Here is a 23,846-nt window from a genome sequence, read left to right as displayed (position 1 = left end):
CTGACTTGCCTTCCCCACCTTTCTACTGAGATAATCCCCGGTCAAGTCTCTTTAGAGCAAGGTATTGAGATCGCCGCCCAGTTTGGGATGGCATAGGTAGACACTTCATAAACGATTCAGACGTATAAGAAATGGCTGAAAAACGAAATATTTTTCTGGTAGGCCCTATGGGCGCGGGCAAGAGCACCATAGGCCGACATCTGGCTCAAATGCTGCACTTGGAATTCCATGACTCTGACCAAGAAATTGAAAGCCGTACTGGGGCTGACATTGCTTGGGTATTTGATGTTGAAGGTGAAGAAGGCTTCCGTCGTCGTGAGGCGCAGGTGATTGCCGACTTAACCGAAAAGCAAGGTATTGTGCTGGCAACCGGAGGTGGTTCAGTACAAAGCAAAGATATACGTAACTTTCTGTCTGCAAGGGGGATTGTGGTATATCTCGAGACAACCATTGATAAGCAGGTTGCTCGCACTCAAAGAGACAAGCGCCGTCCGTTGTTGCAGGTCGATGATCCTCGTTCAGTGCTTGAGACTCTGGCCGAGAGCCGTAATCCACTCTATGAAGAAATCGCTGACGTGATTGTCAAAACCGATGACCAAAGTGCCAAGGTTGTTGCCAATCAAATCATCGAACAGTTGGGATTCTGACACACCATGAAGCAAATTCAGGTTAATTTGGCAAATCGAAGTTATCCGATCCACATTGGCCCGAATTTGTTTGAACATCAGGCGCTCTTTGCACCTGTGGTGAGTGGCAAAAAGGTGCTTGTTGTCAGCAACGAGACAATTGCCCCCCTGTATCTCGATAAAATCAGTGCCACCCTGTCCGCTAACGCGGCTCAGGTGGCTTCTGTGATCCTGCCTGATGGCGAGCAATACAAAACTCTCGAGTATCTCAATCAGATTTTTGACGCGTTGCTCGAAGGCAATTTTGCCCGTGATTGTGTTCTGGTTGCACTCGGAGGTGGTGTGATTGGAGATATGACGGGGTTTGCTGCGGCTTGTTATCAGCGCGGTGTTGATTTCATCCAAATTCCAACCACGCTTTTATCCCAGGTCGACTCCTCTGTCGGCGGAAAAACTGCCGTGAACCATCCCTTGGGTAAAAACATGATAGGCGCCTTCTATCAACCCAAGTTGGTGGTAATTGATATTAATTGCCTGCAAACCCTGCCAGCCAGGGAGTTCGCTGCCGGTATGGCTGAGGTGATCAAATACGGCATTATCCGTGACAATGAGCTTTTTGCCTGGCTTGAGCAAAATGTTTCAGCGCTTAAAGCCTTGGATCAAAATGCAATTACCCACGTTATTGCCCGCTGCTGTGAGATCAAAGCCGAGGTGGTATCGGAAGATGAAACCGAGCAAGGTGTTCGCGCTTTACTCAACCTCGGACATACCTTCGGTCATGCCATCGAAGCTGAAATGGGCTACGGTACCTGGTTGCATGGCGAAGCCGTTGCCGCTGGCATGGTCCTTGCTGCACAAACTTCGGTAACACTGGGGCTAATCGATAAGTCAATTCTTTGTCGGATTACGGCACTTATTCAGGCATTCGATTTGCCCGTCCAGGCTCCGGAGTCGATGGACTTTAATAGCTTTATTATGCATATGCGGCGAGATAAAAAGGTTTTGGGTGGTCAGTTGCGATTAGTTTTGCCTCTGGGCATTGGTGCTGCTGAAGTCAGTAGTCAGGCCACTGATGCCGAACTGGCAGAGGTCATTCGCCGCCCCTGATATCGGGTGCAACATGACATTTATTCCTCCTTCAGTACTGCTGCCTTCCCAAGAGGCCCTGTTGCTGCGAATGCAGCATGTTGCTTGCTATAGTCAGCAACTGGTTGTTATTCAAGGTAATGAAGGTGCCGGTAAATCCACCTTGCTCACGGCTTTGGTCAGTGAGCTCGAAGATTACAACTCGGCGTTGGTTGTATGTCCCATGCATGCCGATGCTGCCGAAATTCGTCGTAAAATCCTCATCCAGTTACTGTCAGATCCCCTTTTCGATGACGAAGAGCCTTTGGGCAATACCCTGCGCCGGTTATCAAAGCGTTTAACGAAACCTCTTCACATACTGATAGATGATGCGCATCACCTGCCGCTGGAGCTCTGGGCTGAATGCCTGTTGCTGACCAACCAGCAATGCGCCGGGCGTCCCATTGCCATCACATTAGCAGCAACACCTGAGGTAGCCAGGCACATATACAGCCAATTGACCGGCGTACAACGCGAGTTGATGTTGCCAATTGACATAGACCCCCTCGAAATAGGTGAGCGCGAAGCGCTCTATTACACCCTGATAAGCCGAACTGATGCCGTACCCTATGTGCCCCGTGATATCGTTAAATCGCAACTGGAGCAGCAGAAGGGCAGGCCTGGTGAGGTGGTTGCCTTGTTGGAGAGAGCCCTTCAGCCAGAAGAGCAAAAGCGGCCGGATAGAAGACGTCTTTGGCGGATGCTGGGCGCTGTAACGCTGACCGCAACTTTCTCTTTGGGCCTGTGGTATCTGGTGCAAAGCCATCCTGGCGAAGTTTCTGAGGCTGAGCCGCAAGAGTTTCCTGAAACAGGCTTGTTGTCTCCGTGGGGAGAACGGCAGTTAACCGGCTATTTTACGGCCAGAGCGGCGTTGCTTGCTGAAATTGAACTCGCTGAGGTAACCGCTCGGGCTGAGCAGGAAGCCCAGCGCCTGGCTGATGAGGCCGCTCTTGAGGAGGCAAGGCGATTAGCCGAGGTGCCTACCGCTGAGACTATCCAGTCAGATACAACAAGGGGTAAGCAGGAACCACATGTTGAGATGACTCACGACAGCGCGGTACAGGATGTCAGTTTGACTCAAACACAACAGAGCGAAGGCTCGAAGCCGTTAGCTGCACAAGTCGCAGCAGACAAAGCAAAGCCAATCGAATCAGCCGCCATTCAAGTCCCGGCAGTCCCTGAGAACTCGGTTTTTGCCGCACAGGCATGGTATCAAAGGTCGATTCAGGCGTTGCCTGAAACAGGCTATACCTTACAATTGGCCACGGTCAGCAAGCGGGACTCTGCTGCCACCATATTTCGGCGTATGGCATCTGAGCCGGAGCTCAGATTGGTGCACTACAAGGATAAGCTGGTAATACTGCAGGGAAACTATACCAGTGAAGTTGAAGCGAACGCTCAGGCAAAGCTTGTGATGGAGCGTTATGGCGGTGGCAAACCCTGGGTCCGGGCCTGGAAGGACTTAACCTCTTATCGACCGCTGGATTCGGTATCCGCCGGTGAAATTTCAAATTAAACAAAGTACAATCAGGGGCTTCTTTATCTCTTCCGGCGGCATTTCCCAATCATGACCATGAAACAAAGGGCCTTTCTAAAATGGGCCGGTGGTAAATTCAAGCTGATGGACGACTTGCGTCGCCATTTGCCTGAGGGAAAGCGCCTGGTTGAACCCTTTGTTGGTGCAGGTTCTGTCTTTCTCAATACCCAATACGATGCTTACCTGCTTTGCGATATCAATCAGGATTTGATTGGGCTTTATAAGATAGTCAAGGCACAGCCTGAAGAGTATATCCGGGCGGCCAGGGCGCTCTTTTGCGATGAGATGAACTCCAAAGATGCCTATTACGATATCCGCAGCCGCTTTAACAAATCCAAAGACCCTTTTAGCCGCGCAGTCTATTTCCTGTATCTGAACCGCCATGGTTTTAATGGGTTATGCCGTTACAACCGCAAGGGAGAGTTTAATGTGCCCTTCGGTTCCTATAAAAAGCCCTACTTTCCCGAGCAGGAAATCCGCGCCTTTTCTGTTAAGGCGCAACGTGCCGAATTTCTCTGCATCAGCTATGAGCAGGCGTTTGAGCTCGCAGGCAGCGGCGACGTGATTTATTGCGATCCGCCCTACGCGCCTTTGTCGACCACGGCAAGCTTTACCACCTATGTGGGTGCTGGTTTTACCCTGGACGATCAGGCGCTGCTGGCCCGCCACTCACGTCACATAGCAGTAGAGCGTGGCATACCTGTGCTCATCAGCAATCATGATATCCCTCTGACCCGCGGCTTATACCTTGGGGCAAAACTGGCAACGGTGAAGGTGCAGCGCAATATCAGTCAAAAAGGCAGTGGGCGTAATAAAGTGGATGAGCTGATGGCGCTCTATGATGAAACATTCCATTTGGAGTCGCTGGATTGATATCAGGTTTGGCTGGAGACGCCCTTTATCAACTCAATACCAGATTCACTACCCAGATAAGACCCAAAACCATACAGGCTGCCAATAATAAGCCCATCAGGATATAGGGAACGGGAGATTTGGCGCTGAAATCTTGTTGTCGATTGGTTTCTGACTGAACCCCAAAAAAAGCGGCAAGGGTGCTGCTCAATATTCTCAGGAATCCCGCCATAGTAGTCCTGGCTTAACGCTGGTTGGCTGCCGGACTTTCAGCTGGCTGGCTGTTATGGCCATGCAGCAGCTCGAGTAAATCGAGGAAGTGGAATTGGGTGGTGCGGCTGCTGCCGGTGAGCCAGGATTTCCAGCTCAAGTCCTGAGACTGGGTGGCGCAGCGATTGTTGGGGTGGCTTGCTGGCAAGCTATTGTTATAGCTTGTATTTGCGCTGCATACACAAGCTGACGTGCCCTTGTCGCCGGCCTCCGACTGAAAAATCAAACCAGCAACGACCACAGACACAGTCGTGGATAACACCATGACGGCCTTCAGGTTGGCAAAGCGACGCGGCGCTTGTTGCGGATTAGTAGTTCCCATCGTCATTTCCTTTGAGACAGACTTTATCGCTAGTGTTCAGGTTCAGCTTGGTCGTCGATTATAACAAAGGCGCACGCTTTTTGAACAAGTTTCTTTCAATTGATACAGCACAGGGCAGTGATTCGTCCCGTTTGATGTGTTGCAGACCATAAAATCGACAGAAAGTGCGGAAAAAAATAGGGAAATCGGATAAAATACGCGCCCTCTAAACCCATGCCAGAGACTCTGAATATGCGCCCTTACCTGATTGCTCCTTCTATCCTTTCTGCCGACTTCGCCCGTTTGGGGGATGACGTTAAAGCTGTATTGGACGCCGGTGCCGATGTGGTTCACTTCGATGTGATGGACAACCACTATGTGCCCAACCTGACGATTGGCCCCATGGTCTGTCAGGCGCTGCGAAATTATGGCATTACTGCGGAGATCGACGTGCATTTGATGGTGAAGCCGGTGGACCGCATCATCCCGGATTTCGCCAAGGCGGGCGCCTCCATCATTACCTTCCACCCGGAAGCCTCAGAGCACGTAGATCGCACCCTGCAACTTATTCGTGACCACGGTTGTAAGGCGGGATTGGTGTTTAACCCAGCCACGCCGCTGCACTATCTGGATTACGTAATGGACAAGTTGGATGTGATCCTGCTGATGTCAGTGAATCCTGGCTTTGGTGGCCAATCCTTTATCCCTGCGACTCTGGATAAGCTCAAGCAGGTACGTGAGCGAATCGATGCCAGCGGTTACGACATTCGCCTCGAAGTGGATGGCGGCGTGAAAGAAGACAACATCGCTGAAATCGCCGCAGCCGGTGCCGACATGTTTGTGGCTGGCAGCGCCATTTTCGGAAAGCCGGATTACAAGGCTGTCGTTGACCGCATGCGTGCCGAACTGGCCAAGGTATCAGGCTGATGGCACTGGTGAATCGAATTCGTGCCATCGCCTTTGATTTGGATGGCACCCTGATTGACAGCGTACCGGATCTGGCCGCAGCCACTAATGACACCCTCCGCGAGCTGAATCTGCCCCAGTGCACTGAGGCCGAGGTGCGAACCTGGGTTGGGAATGGTGCCAGAGTCTTAATGGCCAGGGCGTTGACCCATGCACTCGGGCGCGATGTAACCGGCTCCATGCTGGACGATGCCATGCCGCTCTTTATGCGCCATTACGAGCGCCATCTGGAGTGCCACAGTCGTTTGTATGATGGGGTCATCGAAACGCTGAATGAGCTCTCGGCCATGGGGATCCGCATGGCTATCGTAACCAACAAACCCCACAGGTTTACCCTGCCATTGTTAAGGGCGTTTGGCATCGACGGCCATTTTGAGCTGGTGCTCGGTGGTGATTCGCTGGAAAGAATGAAACCGGACCCCCTGCCATTGACCCACATTTTGGACAGCTGGCAGCTTGGTCATGAAGAGCTCTTGATGGTGGGCGACAGCCGCAACGACATACTGGCCGCCAAAGCCGCTGGAATTGCATCCTTTGGCTTGACCTACGGCTACAACTACGGTGAAGATATTGGGCTTTCTGGCCCAGACGCCGTATGTAACACCTTTGCAGATATCTTGACTCGCCTCACGGCGACACATTAACGGAGTAAGTACATGACTAAACCCATCGTTCTCAGCGGCGCACAGCCATCAGGCGAGTTGACCATAGGCAACTACATGGGTGCACTGCGTCAGTGGGTGGCGATGCAGGACAGTCATGATTGTCTCTATTGTGTGGTGGATTTGCATGCCATTACCGTACGTCAGGACCCACAAGCCCTGCGTGAGGCTTGCCTGGATACACTGGCGCTGTATCTGGCCTGTGGCGTTGACCCGAAAAAGAGCACTGTGTTTATCCAGTCTCAGGTGCCGCAGCACACTCAGCTGGGCTGGGTGCTCAACTGCTACACTCAGATGGGTGAGCTGTCGCGCATGACTCAGTTTAAAGACAAGTCACAAAAGCATGCCAACAACATCAACGTGGGCCTGTTTGGCTACCCTGTGTTGATGGCGGCAGATATCCTGCTGTATCAGGCCAATGAAATCCCAGTGGGGCAGGATCAGAAACAGCACCTTGAGCTGACCCGCGATATCGCTATTCGCTTCAACAACGCTTACGGCGATACCTTTACCGTGCCAGAGCCTTTTATCCCGCCCGTGGGTGCCAAGGTGATGTCCTTGCAGGACCCCACCAAAAAGATGTCCAAGTCCGATGACAATCGCAATAACGTGATTGGCCTGCTGGAAGACCCCAAGGCGGTAATGAAAAAGCTCAAGAAGGCCATGACCGACAGTGATGAGCCGCCAGTGGTACGTTTCGATGTGGACAACAAACCAGGCGTGTCCAACCTGCTGAGCCTGATGTCAGGTGTGACAGGGCAGAGCATCGCATCGCTCGAAGCCGATTTCGAAGGCAAGATGTACGGCCATCTCAAGGTTGCCTGTGGTGAAGCCGTGGTTGGCATGCTGGAGCCGCTGCAGGAGCGCTATCGTCAATTCCGTGAAGACAGGGCTTTCCTGGATACCGTTATGCGTGACGGCGCAGAGAAGGCCCAGGCGCGCGCCGAAGTAACCCTGAAACAGGTCTACGAAAAAATCGGCCTCTTGGTATAACGCCAGTCGGCTTTGTTAAAAAAATCAGCCCAAGAGGCTGATTTTTTTATGTCTGTTATCCGGCTGTGGCGGCTTGTTGCTGGATCCATTCGGCAAAGGCGGCCATGGCTGGTTCCTTGAGGCGCCGCTCGCGGCAACAGAAATGGAAACCAAACCCGGTTTCCAGCGCCGGCCAGGGCAGCGCCATCAGCTTTCCGGCGGCGATGTCACCTTCCACGATGAAATCCGATGCCAGGGCGATGCCCTGACCGGCAATGGCCGCTTCAATCGCCAGCAGCACATGGCTGTAGCTCTGCAGCTGTGCCTGGGTCAGCGTTTGCGCCTGTGACCTGGCCCAGCGAGTCCAATCCGGTCCTATATCTGCCTCGTCAACTGAAAGCAGCGGCAGGCTGTCCAGTCGCAGCGGCATGACCAGCGCTTCGCCAAGGGCATTGGCCAGTGCCGGGCTGCACACGGGGATCAGGCGCTCCGGTCTGAGCAATGTTTGCCAAAAGCCCCTTTGGTGCTGCTCACCGCAAATAAACATGTCCGCTACCTGATCCGATAGCGGTGGGTCACCGCTGACCATCTCGAGGTGAATTTTGATGCCCGGATGTTGACGGCGGAAATCCCCCAGTCTCGGGATCAGCCACTTCACGGCGAAAGAGCTGTATACCGCCAGCCTCAGTTCCCGGCTTTCAGCCTCATTCAGCTGACGACAGAGGCTATCCAGACCATCCAGCGCGGATTGTACCGCCAGAAATAACTGCTCGCCCTTTGGGGTCAGTGCCAGCTCGCGGCCCCGGCGGGCAAACAGGCTTTGCCCCAGATGTTGCTCCAGTGCCCTGACCTGATGTGAGACGGCACTTTGGGTCAGGCACAACTCTTCGGCAGCCCGGGAGAAGTGCAGATGGCGGGCAGCGGCTTCAAAAACCTGCAGTGCCCGCAGAGGGGGAAGTTTACGCATCAGAAAAGCGCTTACAGGGATGATAATGCATGAATCTAATTCATGGATGATAAAAAAACATCATTTTTCTTAGCTAGTTGTGGGCTATATCATGCGCTCAGTTCCATGAGCTGAGGTGATTAAAGGTGCAAAGAGCTGTACTGGCCGGGTTGTTGTTGTTGCTGGTAGGCAACGTTTTCAGCGCTCTGTACGATGTGTCTGTGAAATGGTTGCCCGAGGATGCCAACGCCGGCAGCTTTTTATTGCTCAGACAACTTACCTCCAGCCTGATGCTGCTGCTGCTGTGGTGGCTTGCGGGCCGCCCTCATACGCAACACTTACAAATCCACCTTTGGCGCGCCAGTGTTGGTGTTGTTGGCGCGCTTTTTTTAATTCTGGGGCTGATGGCCTTGCCACTGGCGACCGTCAGTTCGCTGTTCTATTCCGCCCCCCTCATCATCATGCTGTTGGGATGGTGGCTGCTGGGTGAGCGCGTCAGCGCAGGTCAGTGGCTGTGTGCCATCCTGGGATTTGGCGGAATTCTGCTTATTCTGGCGCCCACCCAAATTGGCTGGTCAGGACTGATGGTACTTGGCGCAGCCGTCACTTTCTCGCTGTGTCAGTTGCTGCTCAGAAAGCTGCCCGCCACCGAAAGCCCGGTGGTGACCATCTTGCTCTATAACCTGCTGGGGCTGCCGATTGCACTGATTTTTGCCGCCTTCAATAACTTTGCCGGATTCAGCTGGGCATTACTCGGCGTGGCGCTGGCGAGTAACCTGTTTTTAATGGCATATCACTGGTTTTGTGTGCTGGCCTATCGCAGGGCGAGAGCGGCGGATATTGCCATCGGAGAGTACAGCGGCCTCTTGTTTATTGTGGCGCTGGGATGGTGGTGGTTCGATGAGTGGCCGGGAGAGCACGTGTGGTGGGGAGCCGCGCTGGTGGTGCTGCCATCGCTGATTGCACCACTGATAGCCCGCCTGTGGCAGGCCATCAGTGAGGTTGAGGTTATTCGATGAGTTCGAAAACCTTAATGACTTTACGCACGCCGGCTGTGTTACGGGCGACTTCAACCGCGAGCTCTGCCTGAGATCGCGGAATCAGTCCCAGCAGAAAGACTTCACCGTTTTCTGTGACCACCTTGACCCGGGTAATGTCCAGGGTCTTCTCATTGAGCATCCGCCCCTTCACCTTGGTGGTTATCCAGGTGTCGTTGCTTCGGGTGGTGAATGAGGTGGGATTACCGATGCGGATTTGGTTGTGGATCTTACCGCCGAGCTTGAGATCCTGGACCACTTTTACCGCTTTATCCCTTAAGGTGGAATTGGGCGCCTGACCAATCATCAGCACGTTGCCATTCATGACCACGGCGGTGATGTTGGTTTTGGCCTTCAGCTCCTCATCTTTCATCAGGGCGCTTGAAATCACAAAGTCGGCGTTGGTGTCGTCCAATTGCGTCGCAATAGAGCGCTCGTCATTGGCCATCACGGCGCCACCGACGGCGCCTACCATCACGGCACCGGCACAGCCGGTCAGTGTGATACAGGCAAGTGCGGTCAGCAGCAGTCTTATCATGCGTTTTCGTCCTGAGGGAACAGGGTGCGGTCGATGTTGTCGCACAGGCAGTGGATCACCAGCAGGTGCACTTCCTGAATGCGGGCAGTCACATTGGACGGAACCCGAATTTCCACGTCGCTGGCACCCAGGAGTCCTGCCATGGCGCCACCGTCTTTACCGGTCAGGGCCACTATGGTCATGTCACGGCTCAGGGCTGCTTCCATGGCTTTAATCACGTTGGACGAGTTACCGCTGGTGGAGATGGCCAGCAGTATGTCACCGGGCTGGCCCAGCGCGAGGATCTGCTTGGAAAACACTTCATCGTAGCTGTAGTCGTTGGCGATGGCCGTCAGCGTTGATGAATCTGTGGTCAGCGCAATGGCCGGCAGCGGTGGGCGCTCTACTTCGTAACGGTTCAGCAGCTCGGCCGAAAAGTGCTGGGCATCACCGGCACTGCCGCCGTTACCACAGGCGAGGATCTTATTGCCACCCAAAAGGCAGGCCACCATCATCTCAGCCGCCTTGGCGATAGAATCCGGCAGGGCTTCTGCGGCATCGATCTTGGTCTGAATCGACTCGGTAAAGCTGTCTTTGATACGTTCTAACATGGTGGATCCTTACAAAATAAACTGCCGCTATCATGCCATAAAGCAGCGCGCGAGTAGAGGGTAGGGGGTTAAATTGTTGTTCATAGAGATGGCAGCGACTTTTGTATCAAAACGCATCCTTTATCCATTCCAATTTATCCCCTGTGATGGCCACCATATCAAACCGACAGGGTGCCTCGATACGATGGCACTGAAGATAATGGGTGGCTGCGCGCCTGAGTCTTTGCTGCTGCGCTGCCGATAAGGCCTGCACTGCGTCGCCAAAGCCTTTAGGGGTACGGAATTTGACTTCCACAAACACGTACACCCGTCCTTCCCGCATCACCAAATCCAACTCACCAAAGGGATAACGCACATTACGCGCCTCAAGCCTCAGCCCATTGGCGCACAGGTGCTTCATGGCTCTCTCTTCGGCGAGCTGGCCCTGGTTCACAAAGGCCTCAATACACCGCGCTGAATTTTACCCCAGGACAGCTGACGTTTGATGAGTCCGTCGTGGGTCACCGACAGGACGCCGCCACGCCCCTGGAACTGAAATCCCGGGAACGCGCGCATTTGTGCCAGTTTGCCCACCAGATCCAGCGCATCCCAGCCCATGATAAACAGGCGTTTCTGGCCGTTGTTCCAGGTTGGCCACAAATCATTGATATCCCTGGATTCACTGCTCAGTTGCATCAGCCAGGGGATGTCGCTGACCATGACATTGTTGAACTCCTGCGGCACCTGACGGGCATTATCCTGGGGTCTGGCGCGGCTCGACGTGTACATGGGCACAGGATCGGCAAACACTGAGAAGCTCACATCGATAAAGGGTTTGAGCAGTTGTATTTCCTGCGGGCTGGCAATCATGTAAATGGCATCCACATCTTCGCGGGAGCGGAACTCGGCCTCGAGACGCCGACCGAGGATCTCCTTCATGCGCGCGATACGGGCTTCACTGTCCAGCACGCCGAGAGCGCGTTGAACAGTGAGCTTCATTTCATTGCCCTGCTCGAAATAATGGACCTCGGCCATGTCCCCGGTTTGCTTGCGCCAGGTTTGATTAAAGGCTTCGGCCATACGGCGGCCGGTGGCGTCGGCGCTGGCGAGCAGCAGCGGCTTTTCTACGCCATCACGATACAGACGTTCGGCGGCATCGCTGGCTTCTTCAGAAGGTGACAGGGAAAAATAGAACTTATCAACATTGGCCTGGTAAGTGCCAATTTGGTTGAGATACAGCTGAGGCACCGATGGGCCTTCTGCCTTTGGCAGGGCCTCGATGGCTTCGATACTGCTTTGCAGCAGGGGGCCGATAATAAATTCAGCGCCTTCTGCGAGCGCCTGCTGATAAGCCGCTACTGCATTGGTGCCGCTGTCGTAAAATCTCACCTTGGTCGTGCTGTCGTCTGCGGCCAGATAGCCCGCCAGTATGCCTTGCTTGATGGCGTAGCCGGCCGAGGCGGCACTGCCGGAGAGGGGCAGGAGGACGGCGATGTTGCGGGCCAGATAAGGTTTGGCGTTGAGGGCGCGGTCCAAATCAGATGGCAAACGGTTGGCCGCCGGGTGGAATGGATTTTCCCGTTGCCAGTCTCCCAGAAAACGCACCAGGGTTTGTGGGTCGACGGCATAATGTTTGGCGATAAAGGCCAGCTGCAGCCATCCCTTGTAAACCGGGGATGTGGCTTCCTGCATAAAGGTTTCAATGGTCTCTTCATGCATGGGTGCCAGAATACCCCACAGGCGATCATTCAGTTCGGCAGCGTCAGTGGCATTCAGGTACTTGCCCAGTTCGGCGAGTTCTCGCACCTCGTCCATGGGCTGTTTCTTGATGCGGAAAAGCTGTGCCCGCAGCTGATGATAGGACACCCACTGCCAATCCGGCAGTTTCCAATGACCGGGGTAAACCAGGGTTTTCAGTGCCGCAGCCGCATCGCCGGACTGCTCCAGGGTGCGGGCTGTCAGGTATTTGAACTCGGCCTGGATTTCTGTGTCCTGTGCCAGGTTGCCTCTGATGGCACCAAGCAATTGCGCTGCCCCCTGGGGATTGGCCTCGTTCAACATGGCGTGGGCGGCCAGCAACTGGTAGCGGCTGCGTGATGCAGTATCCTTTACCGAATCGGCAAGCGCCAGATATTGGCTGGAAGAAAGCTCGGCTTTCACCAAAGAGACGGGGCCCTGTGGCTGGCTGACTTCTGTCCTTGGTGTGCTGCCGCAACCTGCCAATAACGACAGAAACAGCGCAACACCTGCTAATTTCAATTGATTCCGGCTTTTCAACACTTGGCTTCACTCTGGTAATATGCTGAGCTCAGTTTAACCTTCTCCGGCCCGGGGTTAAAGCCTTGGCCATCATACTCCAGAGGTAATTATGTCCCTGCCCCCAGCGCTTTATATCGTTCCGACCCCCATAGGCAACCTGGGAGACATGAGCCCGAGGGCCGTTGAGACTCTTCAATCGGTGAGTTTGATTGCCTGCGAAGACACCCGCCACTCGGGTCGTCTCTTCAGTCATTTTGGCATCAGCACCCGCACCACCTCGGTGCACGATCATAACGAGCGTGCACGCGCCCAGTGGATTATTGAAAAACTGAGCCAGGGCGAGGCCGTGGCGCTGGTGAGTGATGCCGGCACGCCGCTGATATCTGACCCCGGCTACCATCTGGTGTCTCAGGTGCGCGAAGCCGGATTTGCCGTTATCCCTTTGCCGGGCCCCTGCGCCGCTATCACCGCCCTCAGTGCCTCGGGTTTGCCCTCAGACCGCTTTTCCTTCGAGGGTTTTTTGCCTGCCAAGGACAAGGGCCGCACGGATAAACTCACTGCGCTAAGGGAAGACCCGCGTACCCTGATTTTTTACGAATCCCCTCACCGTATTTTGCAAACGCTCGAAGCCATAGTGGCAGTGCTGGGCGCCGATCGCCCCATGGTGATGGCGCGTGAGCTGACCAAGACCTTCGAAACCTTTTTGAGTGGTACTGCGGCCGAGGTACTGGAGAAGGTAAAGAGTGATGACAATCAGCAAAAAGGCGAGATGGTGCTGATGTGCCACGGCTTTGTGGCCGAGGAAACCGAAGAGGCCATTCCCGCCAAGGCCATGGAGACCCTGAGCCTGCTGGCGACCGAACTGCCATTGAAAAAGGCTGCAGCCATGGCGGCGCAAATTCACGATCTGAAAAAAAATGCCCTCTACAAAGCGGGTCTGGATGCCGGATTGTAATACCATCACCAAGGGCGAGGTCGAAAGCCCTTGGTGAGCCGCGGTCGTTGGGCTATAATCCGCGCCGAGTCGACTGGGCAGTCGCTGCGCTCGCAAGAGCGGGGAGGAAAGTCCGGGCTCCACAGAGCAGGGTGCCAGATAACGTCTGGGCGGCGTAAGCCGACGACAAGTGCAACAGAGAACAGACCGCCTGCCTTCGGGCCGGTAAGGGTGAAACGGTGCGGTAAGAGCGCACCGCGCGACTGGTAACAGTTCGTGGCAAGGTAAACTCCACCCGGAGCAAGATCAAATAGGGTTCCTTATGGCGTGGCTCGCGTCGGAACCGGGTAGATTGCTTGAGCCTGCGAGCGATTGCAGGCCTAGAGGAATGATTGCCGCTCCTTCGGGAGACACAGAACCCGGCTTATAGGTCGACTCAACTCTTTGATAAAAAGGCCGCTTTCGAGCGGCCTTTTTGCTTTTATAAGTTTTATGATCACAGTGCTGGTAAGCCTGGTGTGGCAACCTGCTTATCTGGTAAATGGCCCTTAAAATCGGTTCTTTACCAAAAAGCGCCATTCCCAGCTGTCCACATGCTCGCCGCTGCTAAAGGGCACGGTGAAATCCAGGTGAGCGACATGACCGTAGCTTGAGCGGGACGAATAAATGCGGGCCCCTATGCCAATCGCGGCTATGGGATCCCGGTTTTCATTCAGTGCTGCCTCGGGGCCGCCAAAGGCTTGTCCCACATCGATAAAGGCAGCCCAGCCCAATTCTGCCAGCTGATAAAGATTGATATTGGGGTAATAGCGGATTTCCCCCGTCAGCAGCCAGTGGTGATCCCCATGCTGATAGTCGTTGGGATAGCCCCTGAGTCCGGTTTCATCGCCCAGAGCAATAGTCACATCCCCGTAGGTGTTGTTGGAGGTGCCCATCACCGCCTTGCCATAAGCAGTCCACTTGGGATTGATTTGGTAAAAGTACTCAGCGATACCCTGCAGTTGATAATTGTCTTTTTGCGTGGTGTTAAAAGTTGCCCTGCCTTTCAGCCATAACAGCAGCAGGCTGTCTTCGCTGGCAAAGCCTTTGGAAGACGCCATGCCCAGGTGTACGCCGGGTAGGTCGCCGTCTGTGTCCCTTACTTCGAGGCCTGCGGTGAAATAATGTTGCCAGCCCAGGTTAAAGTCTTCGTTGTAGTTGATGAGATGTATGTTTCTCAGCACCCGGTAGTCATCCTGAATGTACTGCCAGCCCACCCAGGGATAGAGAAAGTCCCGGTCCATTGGCAGTTCGGCGCCGGGATAAAGACTGCTTGATTCAAAGCTGTGGGTATCTTGGGTGATGCCAATTATCCAGCGGCTCAGGTGGTCAGGGTTTTTGTCGGCAAGCCAGCCGTAGCGCAGGTTGACGTAATCTACATTATGCGTAAATTCATTCACTTCCACGCCATTTTGCCGCAGGGTATCTGTGCGTTTATCGTGGAGCACTTCGGCCGAGTACATCAGTTTGCCGTCCAGTGTGTAAAAGGGGCGCTCGAAATACAGGTGCGCTGCCTCTCCGTCGCTGTTGTCATAAAAGTCGGCGGCCAGTCTGCCATGGGGCGCTATGGTGAGCGGTATATCAAAGGCGACCTTGTAACCTGTCCTGTCGCGATCGGATTGATATTTTAGGCGGGTTTTTATCCCTGTACCCAGGAGGTTGTCTTCTTTGATGCCGAATGAATATTTGGTGTCACCGCCGTTATGACTGGCACTGATGGTGGGCAGTAACGACCAGTTGTCCCAGGTTTCAACCGCCACATCTTTGTGGCCGTTTGCTTCATCGGCGTCCGGGTCAGGCTCGGCAAACTTGATGTTGGCATCTCTGAGATAGGGCTCGGCTCGTAATAAGCGCTGAGCCTCATCCAGATCTTTTTGGGTAACAGAGTCGGTTTCTTTAAAACTGAGCAGGTTTTTGACCGTGGATTCACGGGTGTTGATGTGCAGGAAGTTGGCCCAGCGGTGAATAAAAAAGGTGTCAGGATCTGACTCATCAAAGATGGGGTGGCTGATGACCAGGATCTTGCCCACTTCGGCACTTTCCTCCCCATCGGCGGCTGCTTGAGGAGTCGTCTCGGCCAGCGCGCCAAAGGCAAGGGGCAGGCCAAGCAACAACGCGCTTTTCACTCGAAGTTCTGTTGCCACTGTCAGCCCCTCCGTTGCCTGGTACCCACATTTCATTAACAGTACAAGCAAGGGGATAGTCAAGGCAAGGCGAGAAAAAACTCAAATTTTTACTTAAGCTTATGTGCAACTATCGACGAAAATCGGGGCTGATGAAGTGTCTCATTAGCCCCGATATATCAGAGGGTTCTGCGCGGTGGCACGGCCACGTTGGCAAAGATGAGGCCGGCAATGAGTGACATAAAAATCAGGAAAATCTGCGACCCCAGATGGGCCTGGTTGAGCATGGTTTCACCCGAGATAAGCACGTTCAGCCCTATGTAGGTTTTGCTGCCCGGTACCAGGATCACTATCCCCTGCAGCAAGGCAATGGAGGCTGGTGCCTTCATCCAGCGGGCGAAGAGGTTAGAGTATATCCCCACGGCAAAGGCGCCGATAAAAATGCCTATGCTGTCGCCAAGATAGATACCGCCCGCCATGGCCGAAAAGAAGGCCACAATCCCGGCCAGCACGCCCCATGGCGCATCCTTCATGCGGGCTTTAAAGATAATCACCAGCGCCATGGACAAAATGGGGACCGCAGACCAGATGGCTAATCTCGGTACGGGCTGAGACTCCATATAAATAGCCTCTCCAAACAAGGCTTTACCCACCACCAGTCCGAGAATGGCACCAAAATACAGCTTAAACAGCAGCATGACCGCATCCATGATGCGCATGGTGCCTGACATGAGATCCCGGGCGGCGAGCTCTGCCAATCCCAAAGTCAAGGCGAGGCCGGGAATAAAGATAATGATCCCCGATAGAATCACCACAGGGATATTGATGCCGGGATCGTACTGGCTGATGAAGGTGGCGCCCAGAGCACAAACAATGGCGGCCAGAGGCTCCAGCATTTCGGCCATGCGTTTGGAACGCTCGGCCCGGTAAACCAGCGCATACACTATCAGACCGAGCAGACCCGACCAGAGCACGTCGTTCCAACCCGAGCCCATCAGCATGGCAAAGGCTGCGGCCGACGAGCCGAACGCCAGCAGGGTGAGCAGTGGGCCATAGGGATTGGGTTTGTTGATGATTTCTTCCAGGCGATCCATGGCATCCTGCAGGGTGCGCTTGCCGCTGATAAGTTCATCCACCAGTTCGTCGGTGCGGGCAAGGGAGCCCAGATCCAGCTCACCGGGTTTCACCCGGGCGACGTGGTTATATTCCTGATCGGCATCGTGTTGCAGTACGAAGGTCATGGAGGTGGGGGAAATCAGAAAATACCCCTCGATACCCAACATTCTGGATACATTTTGCAAGTGGGTCTCCAGTCGGTACGCCGGCGTGCCAAACTTGTGCAGAGCCTTTCCCAACTTAATGATAAACCTGCGTTTTTCAATGAATTCTACGTTGTCCACGCCTAGTATGTCCACCCTGTAGGTTAGTCGGCCTGCCCGCGATTGCACGGGCGCGCGGATCATACCCCAAGTTGCAACCGGGGGGTTAACCGGATTTAATGACATTTCAAAGAATAATGCCAATCCAACAACCTTTTGGAGACAAATATGCCACTACCGGTTGCAGCCTTGTATTTAAGCTTGTCCGCCCTCTTGATGCTGGTGTTTGCCTGGGGTGTCGTCCGGCTGCGGCGCAGCGAAAAAATCGGCTTGGGTGCCGGGCACAGTAAGGCCCTTGAAGTGGCGATTCGGGTGCACGGCAATTTTATGGAATATGCCCCCCTGGTGCTTCTGTTGCTGGCCTGCGCCGAACTCAACGGATTGTCGCCCCTGTATCTGCATCTGATAGGTGCAAGCTGGCTGATTGCGAGGGTGTTGCATGGCATTGGCCTGACCCAGGGCCGGGGCGGTTACCATGCAGGGCGCTTCCTTGGCACCCTTGGCACCTGGATTGTGGTGCTGGTGTTGGCACTGATAAACCTGGCGCAATGGGGTCTTGGCCTCGGGGGATAATTTCGCCATAACATCCGACGAAAAAACTCGGTCTTTGGTTGTTTTTTAGTCACACTTAAGGGCGGAGTCCTGTTATACTCCGCGCCCTTGAAACGGCGTCATCCGGGGATGATGCCAGAGTGATTGAGTCGTCAGGTTAGTGTGATGCGCGTTGAAGCCACCCTTTTCAGTTATCCCAGATTCTGGGCAGAGTGCTACGGCACAGCCCCCTTCCTGCCCATGTCCCGGGCCGAGATGGACCAGCTTGGCTGGGACAGCTGTGACATCATCATAGTCACGGGCGATGCCTATGTTGACCACCCCAGCTTTGGCATGGCGGTGATTGGCCGCATGCTGGAAGCCCAGGGATTCCGCGTGGGCATTATTTCCCAGCCCGATTGGTCCAGCAAAGACGATTTCATGAAGCTGGGTAAGCCCAACCTTTTCTACGGGGTGACGGCGGGCAACATGGACTCGATGATCAACCGTTACACTGCCGATCGCAAACTGCGCCACGACGATGCCTATACCCCCGGAAACGTGGGTGGCAAGCGCCCCGACCGCGCCGTTACCGTGTACACCCAACGCTGTAAAGAAGCCTTCAAAGATGTACCCGTAGTGATTGGTGGCATCGAGGCCAGCCTGCGCCGAATCGCTCACTACGACTATTGGTCAGATAAGGTGCGTCGCAGCGTGATATTCGACGCCAAGGCCGACATCCTGGTGTATGGCAATGCCGAGCGGCCACTGGCCGAAATTGCCCACCGTCTGGCTGGCGGTGAGGCGGCATCACAACTGACCGACATTCGCGGTACCGCCATTATCAGCAAGACGCCCATGCCAGGCTGGCGCGGCATGGACTCCCGCAAAATCGATCAGCTGCATAAAATCGACCCCATCCCCAACCCTTATGGCGCCGATGATGTGGGCTGTCAGAATTTATCCGGTCCCACCGATGTAAAGGTCTTTAACGACGAGACGGCGCCCGACGGCGTGACCGTGGCCAAGCCCATCAGCATACAGCCGCCCAAGCCGCGCCCCTGGGAGCAAACCTATGTGCTCTTACCCGCCTTCGAGCGGGTGAGCGAAGACAGGTACCTGTACGCCCATGCCTCGCGTATCCTGCACCAGGAGCAAAACCCCGGTTGTGCCCGTGCCCTGTTTCAGCCCCACGGCGATCGCGGCGTGTGGGTGAATCCACCGGCATGGCCCCTGTCCACCGAAGAGATGGATGCGGTGTTCGACCTGCCTTATCAGCGGGTGCCGCACCCCGTGTATGGCAAGGAAAAAATCCCTGCCTACGACATGATTAAGACCTCCATCAACATCATGCGTGGCTGTTTTGGCGGCTGCTCCTTCTGCTCCATTACTGAGCACGAAGGCCGTATTATCCAGAGCCGCTCGCAGGAATCTATCGTTAAGGAAATCAAGGATATCCAGGCCAAGGTGCCCGGATTTACCGGGGTGATTTCCGATCTTGGCGGTCCCACGGCCAACATGTACCGTTTGGGCTGTAAGAGCGAGAAGGCCGAAAAGACCTGCCGCCGCCTGTCCTGTGTATTCCCCAGTATCTGTGGCCATTTGGATACTGACCATCAGCACACCATAGACCTGTACCGCGCTGCCCGTGATGTGCCCGGTATCAAAAAGGTGCTGATTGCCTCCGGGGTGCGTTATGACCTTGCCATCGAAGACCCGCGCTATGTGAAGGAGCTGGCCAAGCACCACGTGGGCGGCTACCTGAAAATCGCGCCGGAGCATACCGAAGAAGGCCCGTTGTCGAAGATGATGAAACCCGGCATGGGCACCTACGACAAGTTCAAGGAGCTGTTCGATAAGTACTCGAAAGAGGCGGGCAAGGAGCAGTACCTGATCCCTTACTTTATCTCGGCCCACCCGGGCACCACGGATGAAGACATGGTGAATCTGGCGCTTTGGCTCAAGGAGCGCAAGTTCAAGCTGGATCAGGTGCAGAACTTCTATCCGTCGCCCATGGCCAATGCCACCACCATCTATCACACAGAGCTGAACTCGCTGAAAAACGTCAAGCACAGCAGTGAAGAAGTGCCGGTACCGAAAAAGGGCCGCCAGCGCCGCCTGCACAAGGCGCTGCTCCGTTACCACGACAGCGCCGGTTGGCCGCTCATTCGTGAGGCCCTGATAGCCATGGGCAAGGAGCACCTGATTGGCACAGGTACCCAGCATCTGGTGCCGCCCGAAGGCCGCGCCGAGCAGTGGGCCGGTAAGGGGAACAGTGGCAAGCAAAAGGCAGAGAAAGGCCAGCAGGCCTTTACCCGCTTCAGCGCCAATCAATTCGACGACCGCAAGGGTGCCGGCGAGAAAGGAAAGCCCCAGGGCAAGACACAAGCCAGGGGCAAGGCGCAGGGCGCGACCAACGCCAAAGGTAACAGCCCGGCGAATACTCAGGGCAAGCCTCAGGGTAAAGGCGGCAGCAATGTTCGCCCGGGTGCCAAGCCCGTCTTTGGTAAACCCAATGCTGGAAAAAACAGTGCCGGTAAATCAAGTGCCGGCAAGCCCGGTGGCGGCAGTTCGGCGCCCAAGGCTCGTAAGCCAGGATAATCTCCCAATAAAAACGCCGCTGTTCAGCGGCGTTTTTTATCCCGAGAGATTTCTGTGCTAGTGCAGACCAATGCCCTTACCCTTACCCACAAGGGCGCTGATGTACAGGCCAAGCCCAAAGACGGCGTGGGTTACCAGGCTGTGTGCCCGGGTGCGCCAGGGCCTCGGCGCGCGTGATGCCGCGACTCCCATACCCAGCGCCGGTTGCAGCAAAAAGAAAGGCGCTGCGACAGTGACAAGCCCCAGAGCAACCGCCGGGCCCGCTGAAGGCTCGGTAAACCACTCTGCTCCGGCAAATGGCAGCAGCAGTCCGGCAAAGGCGATACCTATGGCGTAATGGGCGAGCCAGCCAATTAAGATTTCTCCATGCTGAGGCTCGGCGCTTGCTATCGGGTTATGGGTAAAACGCCCTTTGGGCATCCACAGCAGCCAGCGGCCAACCATGGCGTAGTTCAGCGAAGGTACCCCAAACAGCCTGAGTCTGAGCATGGCCCAGAGATCCATCACCAGGGTCGCCCCAGCGCCAATCATCAGTATTTGCAGCAAAAGTTGCATTCTTCTCTCCGGTCCTTGTTGTTAAGCAATCTGCAGGGTACAACTTCAAGTCGACTTGAGGTCAAGGAGGATGGGATGGATATTTCACTGGTGGCCAAACAATCGGGCGTTGCGGCTTCAAGGCTCAGATACTACGAGGAAAAGGGGCTTATTTGCTCCATCGGCCGCGATGGCCTCAAGCGGGTGTTTCCGCCCGGGATTTTGCAGAGGCTTGCGCTGATTACCCTGGGTCAGTCGGTGGGCTTTTCACTGGATGAGATTGCCGGCATGCTCGGAACTGATGGCGTACCCGAGATAGACAAAGCCAGGCTGTTAGAAAAGGCCGACGAACTGGATGCACGCATCAAACGGCTCAGCGCCATGCGCGATGGCCTGAGGCATGCAGCCCAGTGCAGCGCCCCCAGTTACCTCGAATGCCCGAAGTTTCAGCGCCTGATGCAGCATGCCACCAAAGCTGACAAAAAGCAGCGTCGGTCGGGGGCTGCCTTCGGGCAGAAAAAGCCAGCGCGCTAGCTGCGTCAGGAGACAGCTTCCGCAATCACAGCGGCCCGGAGCCAGTCACCTGATGCCAGTCGCCTAGAGCCAGTATCGCGGATAGTGGCGTTTGGGATTGGACGACAGATTATTGATAACCAGCGCCACCAACAGCAGGGCCAGGGAGCCGAGCAGCACAGGGGTAATGGCATACAGGTAGCCGAGGCGCTGCACGCTGTCACCGCCTATCACAGCAATCAGCGCCGCCGCGCCCGCAGGTGGGTGCATGGTGCGGGTCAGGTGCATCACGGCAATGGCAAGTGATACCGCAAGGGCTGAGGCGAGCACTGGATTATCACCCACAAGCTGCCACACACTCACGCCAATTAAGGCCGAAAGCAGGTTACCCAATATCAGATTACGGGGCTGGGAAAAATCCGCCATGGGCGCGCCGTACACCAGCACCGCTGAGGCGCCAAAGGAGCCAATCACAAACATGTGCCCCGGCTCTACCGACCCCATCCATTGCCCCAGGTTTGCTACCAGATAGATGCCCACAAAGGCCCCAAGCCAGGACCAGAGGATTTTTTTCATCGGCGGGCGTGGTGGGCAGGCCGCTTTGGGCTTCATCCGGCGTAAATAAAACTTCATAGACTAGTGCATCTCCCGAGGTGGATAGACGGGGTTGATTCAGGTCGGCTGGTTGGCACGGTTGGGCAGTATCTGCTGCTGCCAATATTGATAAAGTCCGTCGATATCGCCCGAACACAGCAGTGCCATGGCGCCCTGCAGCTCAGCGTCGCTCCAGTGCCACCATGTCATTTCCAGTAATTGCTGTATTTGACGTTCATCAAATCGAAAACGTATGTGCCTGGCGGGGTTGGCACCGACAATCTCATAGGGTGCAACGTCCCTGGTGACCAGCGCCCGGCTGGCAATCACAGCGCCATCACCTATGGTCACACCGGGCATTATCATGGCCTCCGAGCCAATCCACACATCATTGCCCACCACTGTATTGCCCGCGCGGCGAAAGCCATCTACGGCGCCGGCGAAGTGCGGGTTGTCCTGATAGAAAAACGGAAAGGTGGTAACCCAGTCGGTCCTGTGTCCCTGATTACCCGCCATCATAAACACGGCGCCCGAACCAATGGAGCAGAAGTTGCCTATGATGAGCTGGTCCACATCATCGCGTTCCGGGCTCAGGTAGCGTGCGCAGTCATCAAAACTGTGCCCATGGTAGTAGCCGGAGTAATAGCTGTGGCGGCCTGCTTTAATATTGGGGTTGGTAATCTGATCCTTTATCGGTTTGCCCGCAAAGGGATTGTCAAAGTAGTTAGTCATCTCAAAGTTCCCAATAATGCAAAGCCTTATGAATTAAGGCATGGGAGGAAAGGTGCGCGCCGCGGCTGTGGGGAAGGAAAAGCAGCGCTGGGTTTCCATATTTATGCTGTTGAGGGTAATTCAATTTGGCCCGACATCTATGCTAAATGGGTTGATATGGATTACAAATCCTGCAATGGATGGTTAATGACCTTTTGGTATTCCGGATTGGCGAGCCGCCAATATGGTAACCGCGGTAGGGGCACAAGAGAATGGCAAACACAGTAAAGCCTACTTGCTTGCCACCGAATGCTGTGCGCTAAGATTGTGCATCATAAAGCTATTAATCCGTGGTGCTGCTGTTCTGCAACGGAGCAAACTCTGCCTGCAGCCAGTGGGCGAAGGCGCGCACCCTGTGGTTGTGCTCGCGCTTGGGATTTAGCCGCAGGCAATAGTTGTAGCCTGCAAATTCCGGCATGTGGTCTTGCTTTGCAAGCCACCCTTGTTTGACCACGGATTCGGCGAGCACATTGCTGATAAGCGCCATTCCTTGCCCCGCCAGCGCCGCCTGCAGGGTGTACTGCTCCTGCTCGAAACTTTTGATAGTAAAGCCTAATCCGTCAAGGTGCTGCTGCCATGGCAGATTTCCAAGGGCGCTGCTTTCCCGCCAGTGGGTCACAAACAGTCTGCCTGATGGTTGAGGGTTGGTGCTCAGTTGGTAGCAGCTTTGGGTTTCAGTCGCAAGCAGGATTTCCCCATCATTCACCCCTTGACCGTAGCGCAGGGCGATATCCAGCTGCGTGGCCTCGCTGAAGTCATGCAGGCTGTCGCTTGCAAGGATTTGTACGTCGATGTCTGGATAGCGTTGCTGAAAATCCGCAAGCCTCGGTGCCAACCACAGGGTGGCGAACGACGTGCAGCAGGACACTGTGATTTGCGTGGCAGGCTTGGTCAGCTCTGTCAGGGTGTTACTGAGTTCACGGAACATCCGCTCTGTGGTCGCTGCCAGTTTTTCCCCTTCGGCGGTTAACACAACCTGGCGTACTTGCCGCTCGAACAGGCGAACACTCAAAAACTGCTCCAGATGCTTTATCTGATGAGAAATGGCGGTTGGCGTGACGTTAAGTGCCTCGGCAGCGACTTTAAAACTGTTGAAATGGGCCGCTGCCGCAAAGGCTTTAAGGTTATTCAGGGAGGGTAACTGTGAAAACATGGTGAGTATCATGA

The 23,846-nt window shown here is 54.9% G+C and carries 25 protein-coding genes and 1 other RNA gene; 13 read left to right on the top strand and 13 right to left on the bottom strand.

Features of this window, described 5'->3' with window-relative positions:
- Positions 1-131: 131 nt before the first annotated feature.
- From aroK to JQC75_RS17300, 4 genes are read left to right on the top strand one after another with little or no spacing between them, the layout of a single operon-like run.
- Entirely contained in the window at positions 132-647 is a 516-nt protein-coding gene (gene aroK / locus JQC75_RS17315) for a shikimate kinase AroK (protein ID WP_203325252.1), read from the top strand.
- A gap of 6 nt (positions 648-653) precedes the next feature.
- Positions 654-1,733: a 3-dehydroquinate synthase gene (aroB, locus tag JQC75_RS17310; protein ID WP_203325251.1), complete on the top strand. Its 1,080-nt coding sequence runs from the start codon at positions 654-656 to the stop codon at positions 1,731-1,733.
- Positions 1,734-1,746: 13 nt separating this feature from the next.
- Complete coding sequence (locus tag JQC75_RS17305; RefSeq protein ID WP_203325250.1) at positions 1,747-3,267, top strand: AAA family ATPase; 1,521 nt, start codon at positions 1,747-1,749, stop codon at positions 3,265-3,267.
- A gap of 51 nt (positions 3,268-3,318) precedes the next feature.
- Complete coding sequence (locus JQC75_RS17300; RefSeq protein ID WP_203325249.1) at positions 3,319-4,161, top strand: Dam family site-specific DNA-(adenine-N6)-methyltransferase; 843 nt, start codon at positions 3,319-3,321, stop codon at positions 4,159-4,161.
- Between the two features lie 28 nt (positions 4,162-4,189).
- On the opposite strand, the gene JQC75_RS17295 is transcribed toward JQC75_RS17300, so the two are convergent.
- Together JQC75_RS17295 and JQC75_RS17290 are read right to left on the bottom strand one after the other, a co-directional pair.
- On the bottom strand, positions 4,190-4,372 hold the full coding sequence (locus JQC75_RS17295; protein ID WP_203325248.1) for a DUF2970 domain-containing protein: 183 nt from the start codon (positions 4,370-4,372) through the stop codon (positions 4,190-4,192).
- A gap of 12 nt (positions 4,373-4,384) precedes the next feature.
- Positions 4,385-4,732: a hypothetical protein gene (locus JQC75_RS17290; RefSeq protein ID WP_203325247.1), complete on the bottom strand. Its 348-nt coding sequence runs from the start codon at positions 4,730-4,732 to the stop codon at positions 4,385-4,387.
- Between the two features lie 231 nt (positions 4,733-4,963).
- On the opposite strand from JQC75_RS17290, the gene rpe reads away from it, so the two are divergent.
- From rpe to trpS, 3 genes are read left to right on the top strand one after another with little or no spacing between them, the layout of a single operon-like run.
- A complete protein-coding gene (rpe, locus tag JQC75_RS17285; RefSeq protein ID WP_203327263.1) occupies positions 4,964-5,638 on the top strand; it encodes a ribulose-phosphate 3-epimerase in 675 nt (224 codons plus the stop codon).
- 5 nt (positions 5,639-5,643) lie between these two features.
- Entirely contained in the window at positions 5,644-6,321 is a 678-nt protein-coding gene (locus JQC75_RS17280) for a phosphoglycolate phosphatase (RefSeq protein WP_203327262.1), read from the top strand.
- Positions 6,322-6,333: 12 nt separating this feature from the next.
- Positions 6,334-7,332, top strand: coding sequence for a tryptophan--tRNA ligase (gene trpS, locus JQC75_RS17275; RefSeq protein WP_203325246.1), 999 nt, complete (start codon positions 6,334-6,336; stop codon positions 7,330-7,332).
- 55 nt (positions 7,333-7,387) lie between these two features.
- Here trpS and JQC75_RS17270 read toward each other — a convergent pair whose 3' ends face one another.
- Positions 7,388-8,278, bottom strand: a complete 891-nt coding sequence (locus JQC75_RS17270) for a LysR substrate-binding domain-containing protein (RefSeq protein ID WP_203325245.1) — start codon at positions 8,276-8,278, stop codon at positions 7,388-7,390.
- A 125-nt stretch (positions 8,279-8,403) separates the two neighbouring features.
- Between JQC75_RS17270 and JQC75_RS17265 the strand changes: the two genes are divergently transcribed.
- Positions 8,404-9,276, top strand: a complete 873-nt coding sequence (locus JQC75_RS17265) for a DMT family transporter (RefSeq protein WP_203325244.1) — start codon at positions 8,404-8,406, stop codon at positions 9,274-9,276.
- Here JQC75_RS17265 and JQC75_RS17260 read toward each other — a convergent pair.
- From JQC75_RS17260 to JQC75_RS17245, 4 genes are all read right to left on the bottom strand, one after another.
- Complete coding sequence (locus JQC75_RS17260; protein WP_011761464.1) at positions 9,266-9,832, bottom strand: BON domain-containing protein; 567 nt, start codon at positions 9,830-9,832, stop codon at positions 9,266-9,268. The genes JQC75_RS17265 and JQC75_RS17260 overlap by 11 nt on opposite strands.
- Positions 9,829-10,422, bottom strand: a complete 594-nt coding sequence (locus JQC75_RS17255; RefSeq protein WP_011761463.1) for a phosphoheptose isomerase — start codon at positions 10,420-10,422, stop codon at positions 9,829-9,831. The genes JQC75_RS17260 and JQC75_RS17255 overlap by 4 nt, the downstream gene beginning before the upstream one ends.
- A 106-nt stretch (positions 10,423-10,528) precedes the next feature.
- The gene (locus tag JQC75_RS17250; RefSeq protein ID WP_203325243.1) at positions 10,529-10,855 is read right to left on the bottom strand and encodes a YraN family protein; all 327 of its coding nucleotides are present in this window, start codon (positions 10,853-10,855) and stop codon (positions 10,529-10,531) included.
- Positions 10,852-12,681 carry a penicillin-binding protein activator gene (locus tag JQC75_RS17245; protein ID WP_203325242.1) on the bottom strand — a complete coding sequence of 610 codons (1,830 nt, stop codon included), beginning with the start codon at positions 12,679-12,681 and terminating at the stop codon, positions 10,852-10,854. Before JQC75_RS17245 ends, JQC75_RS17250 begins: the two co-directional genes overlap by 4 nt.
- Positions 12,682-12,769: 88 nt before the next feature.
- Here JQC75_RS17245 and rsmI point away from each other — a divergent pair, with 88 nt between their 5' ends.
- Together rsmI and rnpB are read left to right on the top strand one after the other, a co-directional pair.
- The gene (gene rsmI, locus JQC75_RS17240; RefSeq protein ID WP_203325241.1) at positions 12,770-13,615 is read left to right on the top strand and encodes a 16S rRNA (cytidine(1402)-2'-O)-methyltransferase; all 846 of its coding nucleotides are present in this window, start codon (positions 12,770-12,772) and stop codon (positions 13,613-13,615) included.
- 65 nt (positions 13,616-13,680) lie between these two features.
- Positions 13,681-14,037: RNase P RNA component class A (gene rnpB, locus JQC75_RS17235), an RNA gene on the top strand.
- A gap of 105 nt (positions 14,038-14,142) precedes the next feature.
- On the opposite strand, the gene JQC75_RS17230 is transcribed toward rnpB, so the two are convergent.
- Both JQC75_RS17230 and JQC75_RS17225 read right to left on the bottom strand, forming a co-directional pair.
- Positions 14,143-15,813 (bottom strand): BamA/TamA family outer membrane protein, encoded by a 1,671-nt coding sequence (locus JQC75_RS17230; protein ID WP_239002039.1) that lies wholly within the window; start codon positions 15,811-15,813, stop codon positions 14,143-14,145.
- Positions 15,814-15,935: 122 nt separating this feature from the next.
- Positions 15,936-17,156 (bottom strand): threonine/serine exporter family protein, encoded by a 1,221-nt coding sequence (locus JQC75_RS17225; protein WP_203325240.1) that lies wholly within the window; start codon positions 17,154-17,156, stop codon positions 15,936-15,938.
- Between the two features lie 147 nt (positions 17,157-17,303).
- Here JQC75_RS17225 and JQC75_RS17220 point away from each other — a divergent pair, with 147 nt between their 5' ends.
- Together JQC75_RS17220 and JQC75_RS17215 are read left to right on the top strand one after the other, a co-directional pair.
- The gene (locus tag JQC75_RS17220) at positions 17,304-17,708 is read left to right on the top strand and encodes an MAPEG family protein (RefSeq protein ID WP_203325239.1); all 405 of its coding nucleotides are present in this window, start codon (positions 17,304-17,306) and stop codon (positions 17,706-17,708) included.
- 144 nt (positions 17,709-17,852) lie between these two features.
- On the top strand, positions 17,853-20,267 hold the full coding sequence (locus tag JQC75_RS17215; RefSeq protein WP_203325238.1) for a YgiQ family radical SAM protein: 2,415 nt from the start codon (positions 17,853-17,855) through the stop codon (positions 20,265-20,267).
- Positions 20,268-20,324: 57 nt separating this feature from the next.
- On the opposite strand, the gene JQC75_RS17210 is transcribed toward JQC75_RS17215, so the two are convergent.
- A complete protein-coding gene (locus JQC75_RS17210) occupies positions 20,325-20,822 on the bottom strand; it encodes a DUF2938 domain-containing protein (protein WP_203325237.1) in 498 nt (165 codons plus the stop codon).
- A 75-nt stretch (positions 20,823-20,897) separates the two neighbouring features.
- On the opposite strand from JQC75_RS17210, the gene JQC75_RS17205 reads away from it, so the two are divergent.
- Positions 20,898-21,335, top strand: a complete 438-nt coding sequence (locus JQC75_RS17205; RefSeq protein ID WP_203325236.1) for a helix-turn-helix domain-containing protein — start codon at positions 20,898-20,900, stop codon at positions 21,333-21,335.
- Between the two features lie 63 nt (positions 21,336-21,398).
- Here the strand turns inward: JQC75_RS17205 and JQC75_RS17200 are convergent, their stop codons facing one another.
- The 3 genes from JQC75_RS17200 to JQC75_RS17190 all read right to left on the bottom strand — a co-directional run bounded on the left by JQC75_RS17200 (position 21,399) and on the right by JQC75_RS17190 (position 23,832).
- Positions 21,399-21,947, bottom strand: coding sequence for an HPP family protein (locus JQC75_RS17200; RefSeq protein ID WP_203325235.1), 549 nt, complete (start codon positions 21,945-21,947; stop codon positions 21,399-21,401).
- 39 nt (positions 21,948-21,986) lie between these two features.
- Positions 21,987-22,640: a type B chloramphenicol O-acetyltransferase gene (gene catB, locus JQC75_RS17195; protein ID WP_203325234.1), complete on the bottom strand. Its 654-nt coding sequence runs from the start codon at positions 22,638-22,640 to the stop codon at positions 21,987-21,989.
- Between the two features lie 322 nt (positions 22,641-22,962).
- Positions 22,963-23,832, bottom strand: coding sequence for a LysR family transcriptional regulator (locus JQC75_RS17190; RefSeq protein ID WP_203325233.1), 870 nt, complete (start codon positions 23,830-23,832; stop codon positions 22,963-22,965).
- Positions 23,833-23,846 lie beyond the last annotated feature (14 nt).

It is taken from the genome of Shewanella litorisediminis, from assembly GCF_016834455.1.
Classification (GTDB): domain Bacteria; phylum Pseudomonadota; class Gammaproteobacteria; order Enterobacterales; family Shewanellaceae; genus Shewanella; species Shewanella litorisediminis.
This window is presented reverse-complemented; position numbering and strand designations above follow the sequence as displayed.

Excerpts from the sequence above, each read along its gene's own strand:
- aroK (WP_203325252.1), top strand. The coding sequence starts at position 132 with ATGGCTGAAAAACGAAATATTTTTCTGGTAGGCCCTATGGGCGCGGGC.
- aroB (WP_203325251.1), top strand. The coding sequence starts at position 654 with ATGAAGCAAATTCAGGTTAATTTGGCAAATCGAAGTTATCCGATCCAC.
- JQC75_RS17305 (WP_203325250.1), top strand. The coding sequence starts at position 1,747 with ATGACATTTATTCCTCCTTCAGTACTGCTGCCTTCCCAAGAGGCCCTG.
- JQC75_RS17300 (WP_203325249.1), top strand. The coding sequence starts at position 3,319 with ATGACCATGAAACAAAGGGCCTTTCTAAAATGGGCCGGTGGTAAATTC.
- JQC75_RS17295 (WP_203325248.1), bottom strand. The coding sequence starts at position 4,372 with ATGGCGGGATTCCTGAGAATATTGAGCAGCACCCTTGCCGCTTTTTTT.
- JQC75_RS17290 (WP_203325247.1), bottom strand. The coding sequence starts at position 4,732 with ATGGGAACTACTAATCCGCAACAAGCGCCGCGTCGCTTTGCCAACCTG.
- rpe (WP_203327263.1), top strand. The coding sequence starts at position 4,964 with ATGCGCCCTTACCTGATTGCTCCTTCTATCCTTTCTGCCGACTTCGCC.
- trpS (WP_203325246.1), top strand. The coding sequence starts at position 6,334 with ATGACTAAACCCATCGTTCTCAGCGGCGCACAGCCATCAGGCGAGTTG.
- JQC75_RS17270 (WP_203325245.1), bottom strand. The coding sequence starts at position 8,278 with ATGCGTAAACTTCCCCCTCTGCGGGCACTGCAGGTTTTTGAAGCCGCT.
- JQC75_RS17260 (WP_011761464.1), bottom strand. The coding sequence starts at position 9,832 with ATGATAAGACTGCTGCTGACCGCACTTGCCTGTATCACACTGACCGGC.
- JQC75_RS17255 (WP_011761463.1), bottom strand. The coding sequence starts at position 10,422 with ATGTTAGAACGTATCAAAGACAGCTTTACCGAGTCGATTCAGACCAAG.
- rsmI (WP_203325241.1), top strand. The coding sequence starts at position 12,770 with ATGTCCCTGCCCCCAGCGCTTTATATCGTTCCGACCCCCATAGGCAAC.
- JQC75_RS17230 (WP_239002039.1), bottom strand. The coding sequence starts at position 15,813 with ATGAAATGTGGGTACCAGGCAACGGAGGGGCTGACAGTGGCAACAGAA.
- JQC75_RS17220 (WP_203325239.1), top strand. The coding sequence starts at position 17,304 with ATGCCACTACCGGTTGCAGCCTTGTATTTAAGCTTGTCCGCCCTCTTG.
- JQC75_RS17215 (WP_203325238.1), top strand. The coding sequence starts at position 17,853 with ATGCGCGTTGAAGCCACCCTTTTCAGTTATCCCAGATTCTGGGCAGAG.
- JQC75_RS17210 (WP_203325237.1), bottom strand. The coding sequence starts at position 20,822 with ATGCAACTTTTGCTGCAAATACTGATGATTGGCGCTGGGGCGACCCTG.
- JQC75_RS17205 (WP_203325236.1), top strand. The coding sequence starts at position 20,898 with ATGGATATTTCACTGGTGGCCAAACAATCGGGCGTTGCGGCTTCAAGG.
- JQC75_RS17200 (WP_203325235.1), bottom strand. The coding sequence starts at position 21,947 with ATGAAGTTTTATTTACGCCGGATGAAGCCCAAAGCGGCCTGCCCACCA.
- catB (WP_203325234.1), bottom strand. The coding sequence starts at position 22,640 with ATGACTAACTACTTTGACAATCCCTTTGCGGGCAAACCGATAAAGGAT.
- JQC75_RS17190 (WP_203325233.1), bottom strand. The coding sequence starts at position 23,832 with ATGTTTTCACAGTTACCCTCCCTGAATAACCTTAAAGCCTTTGCGGCA.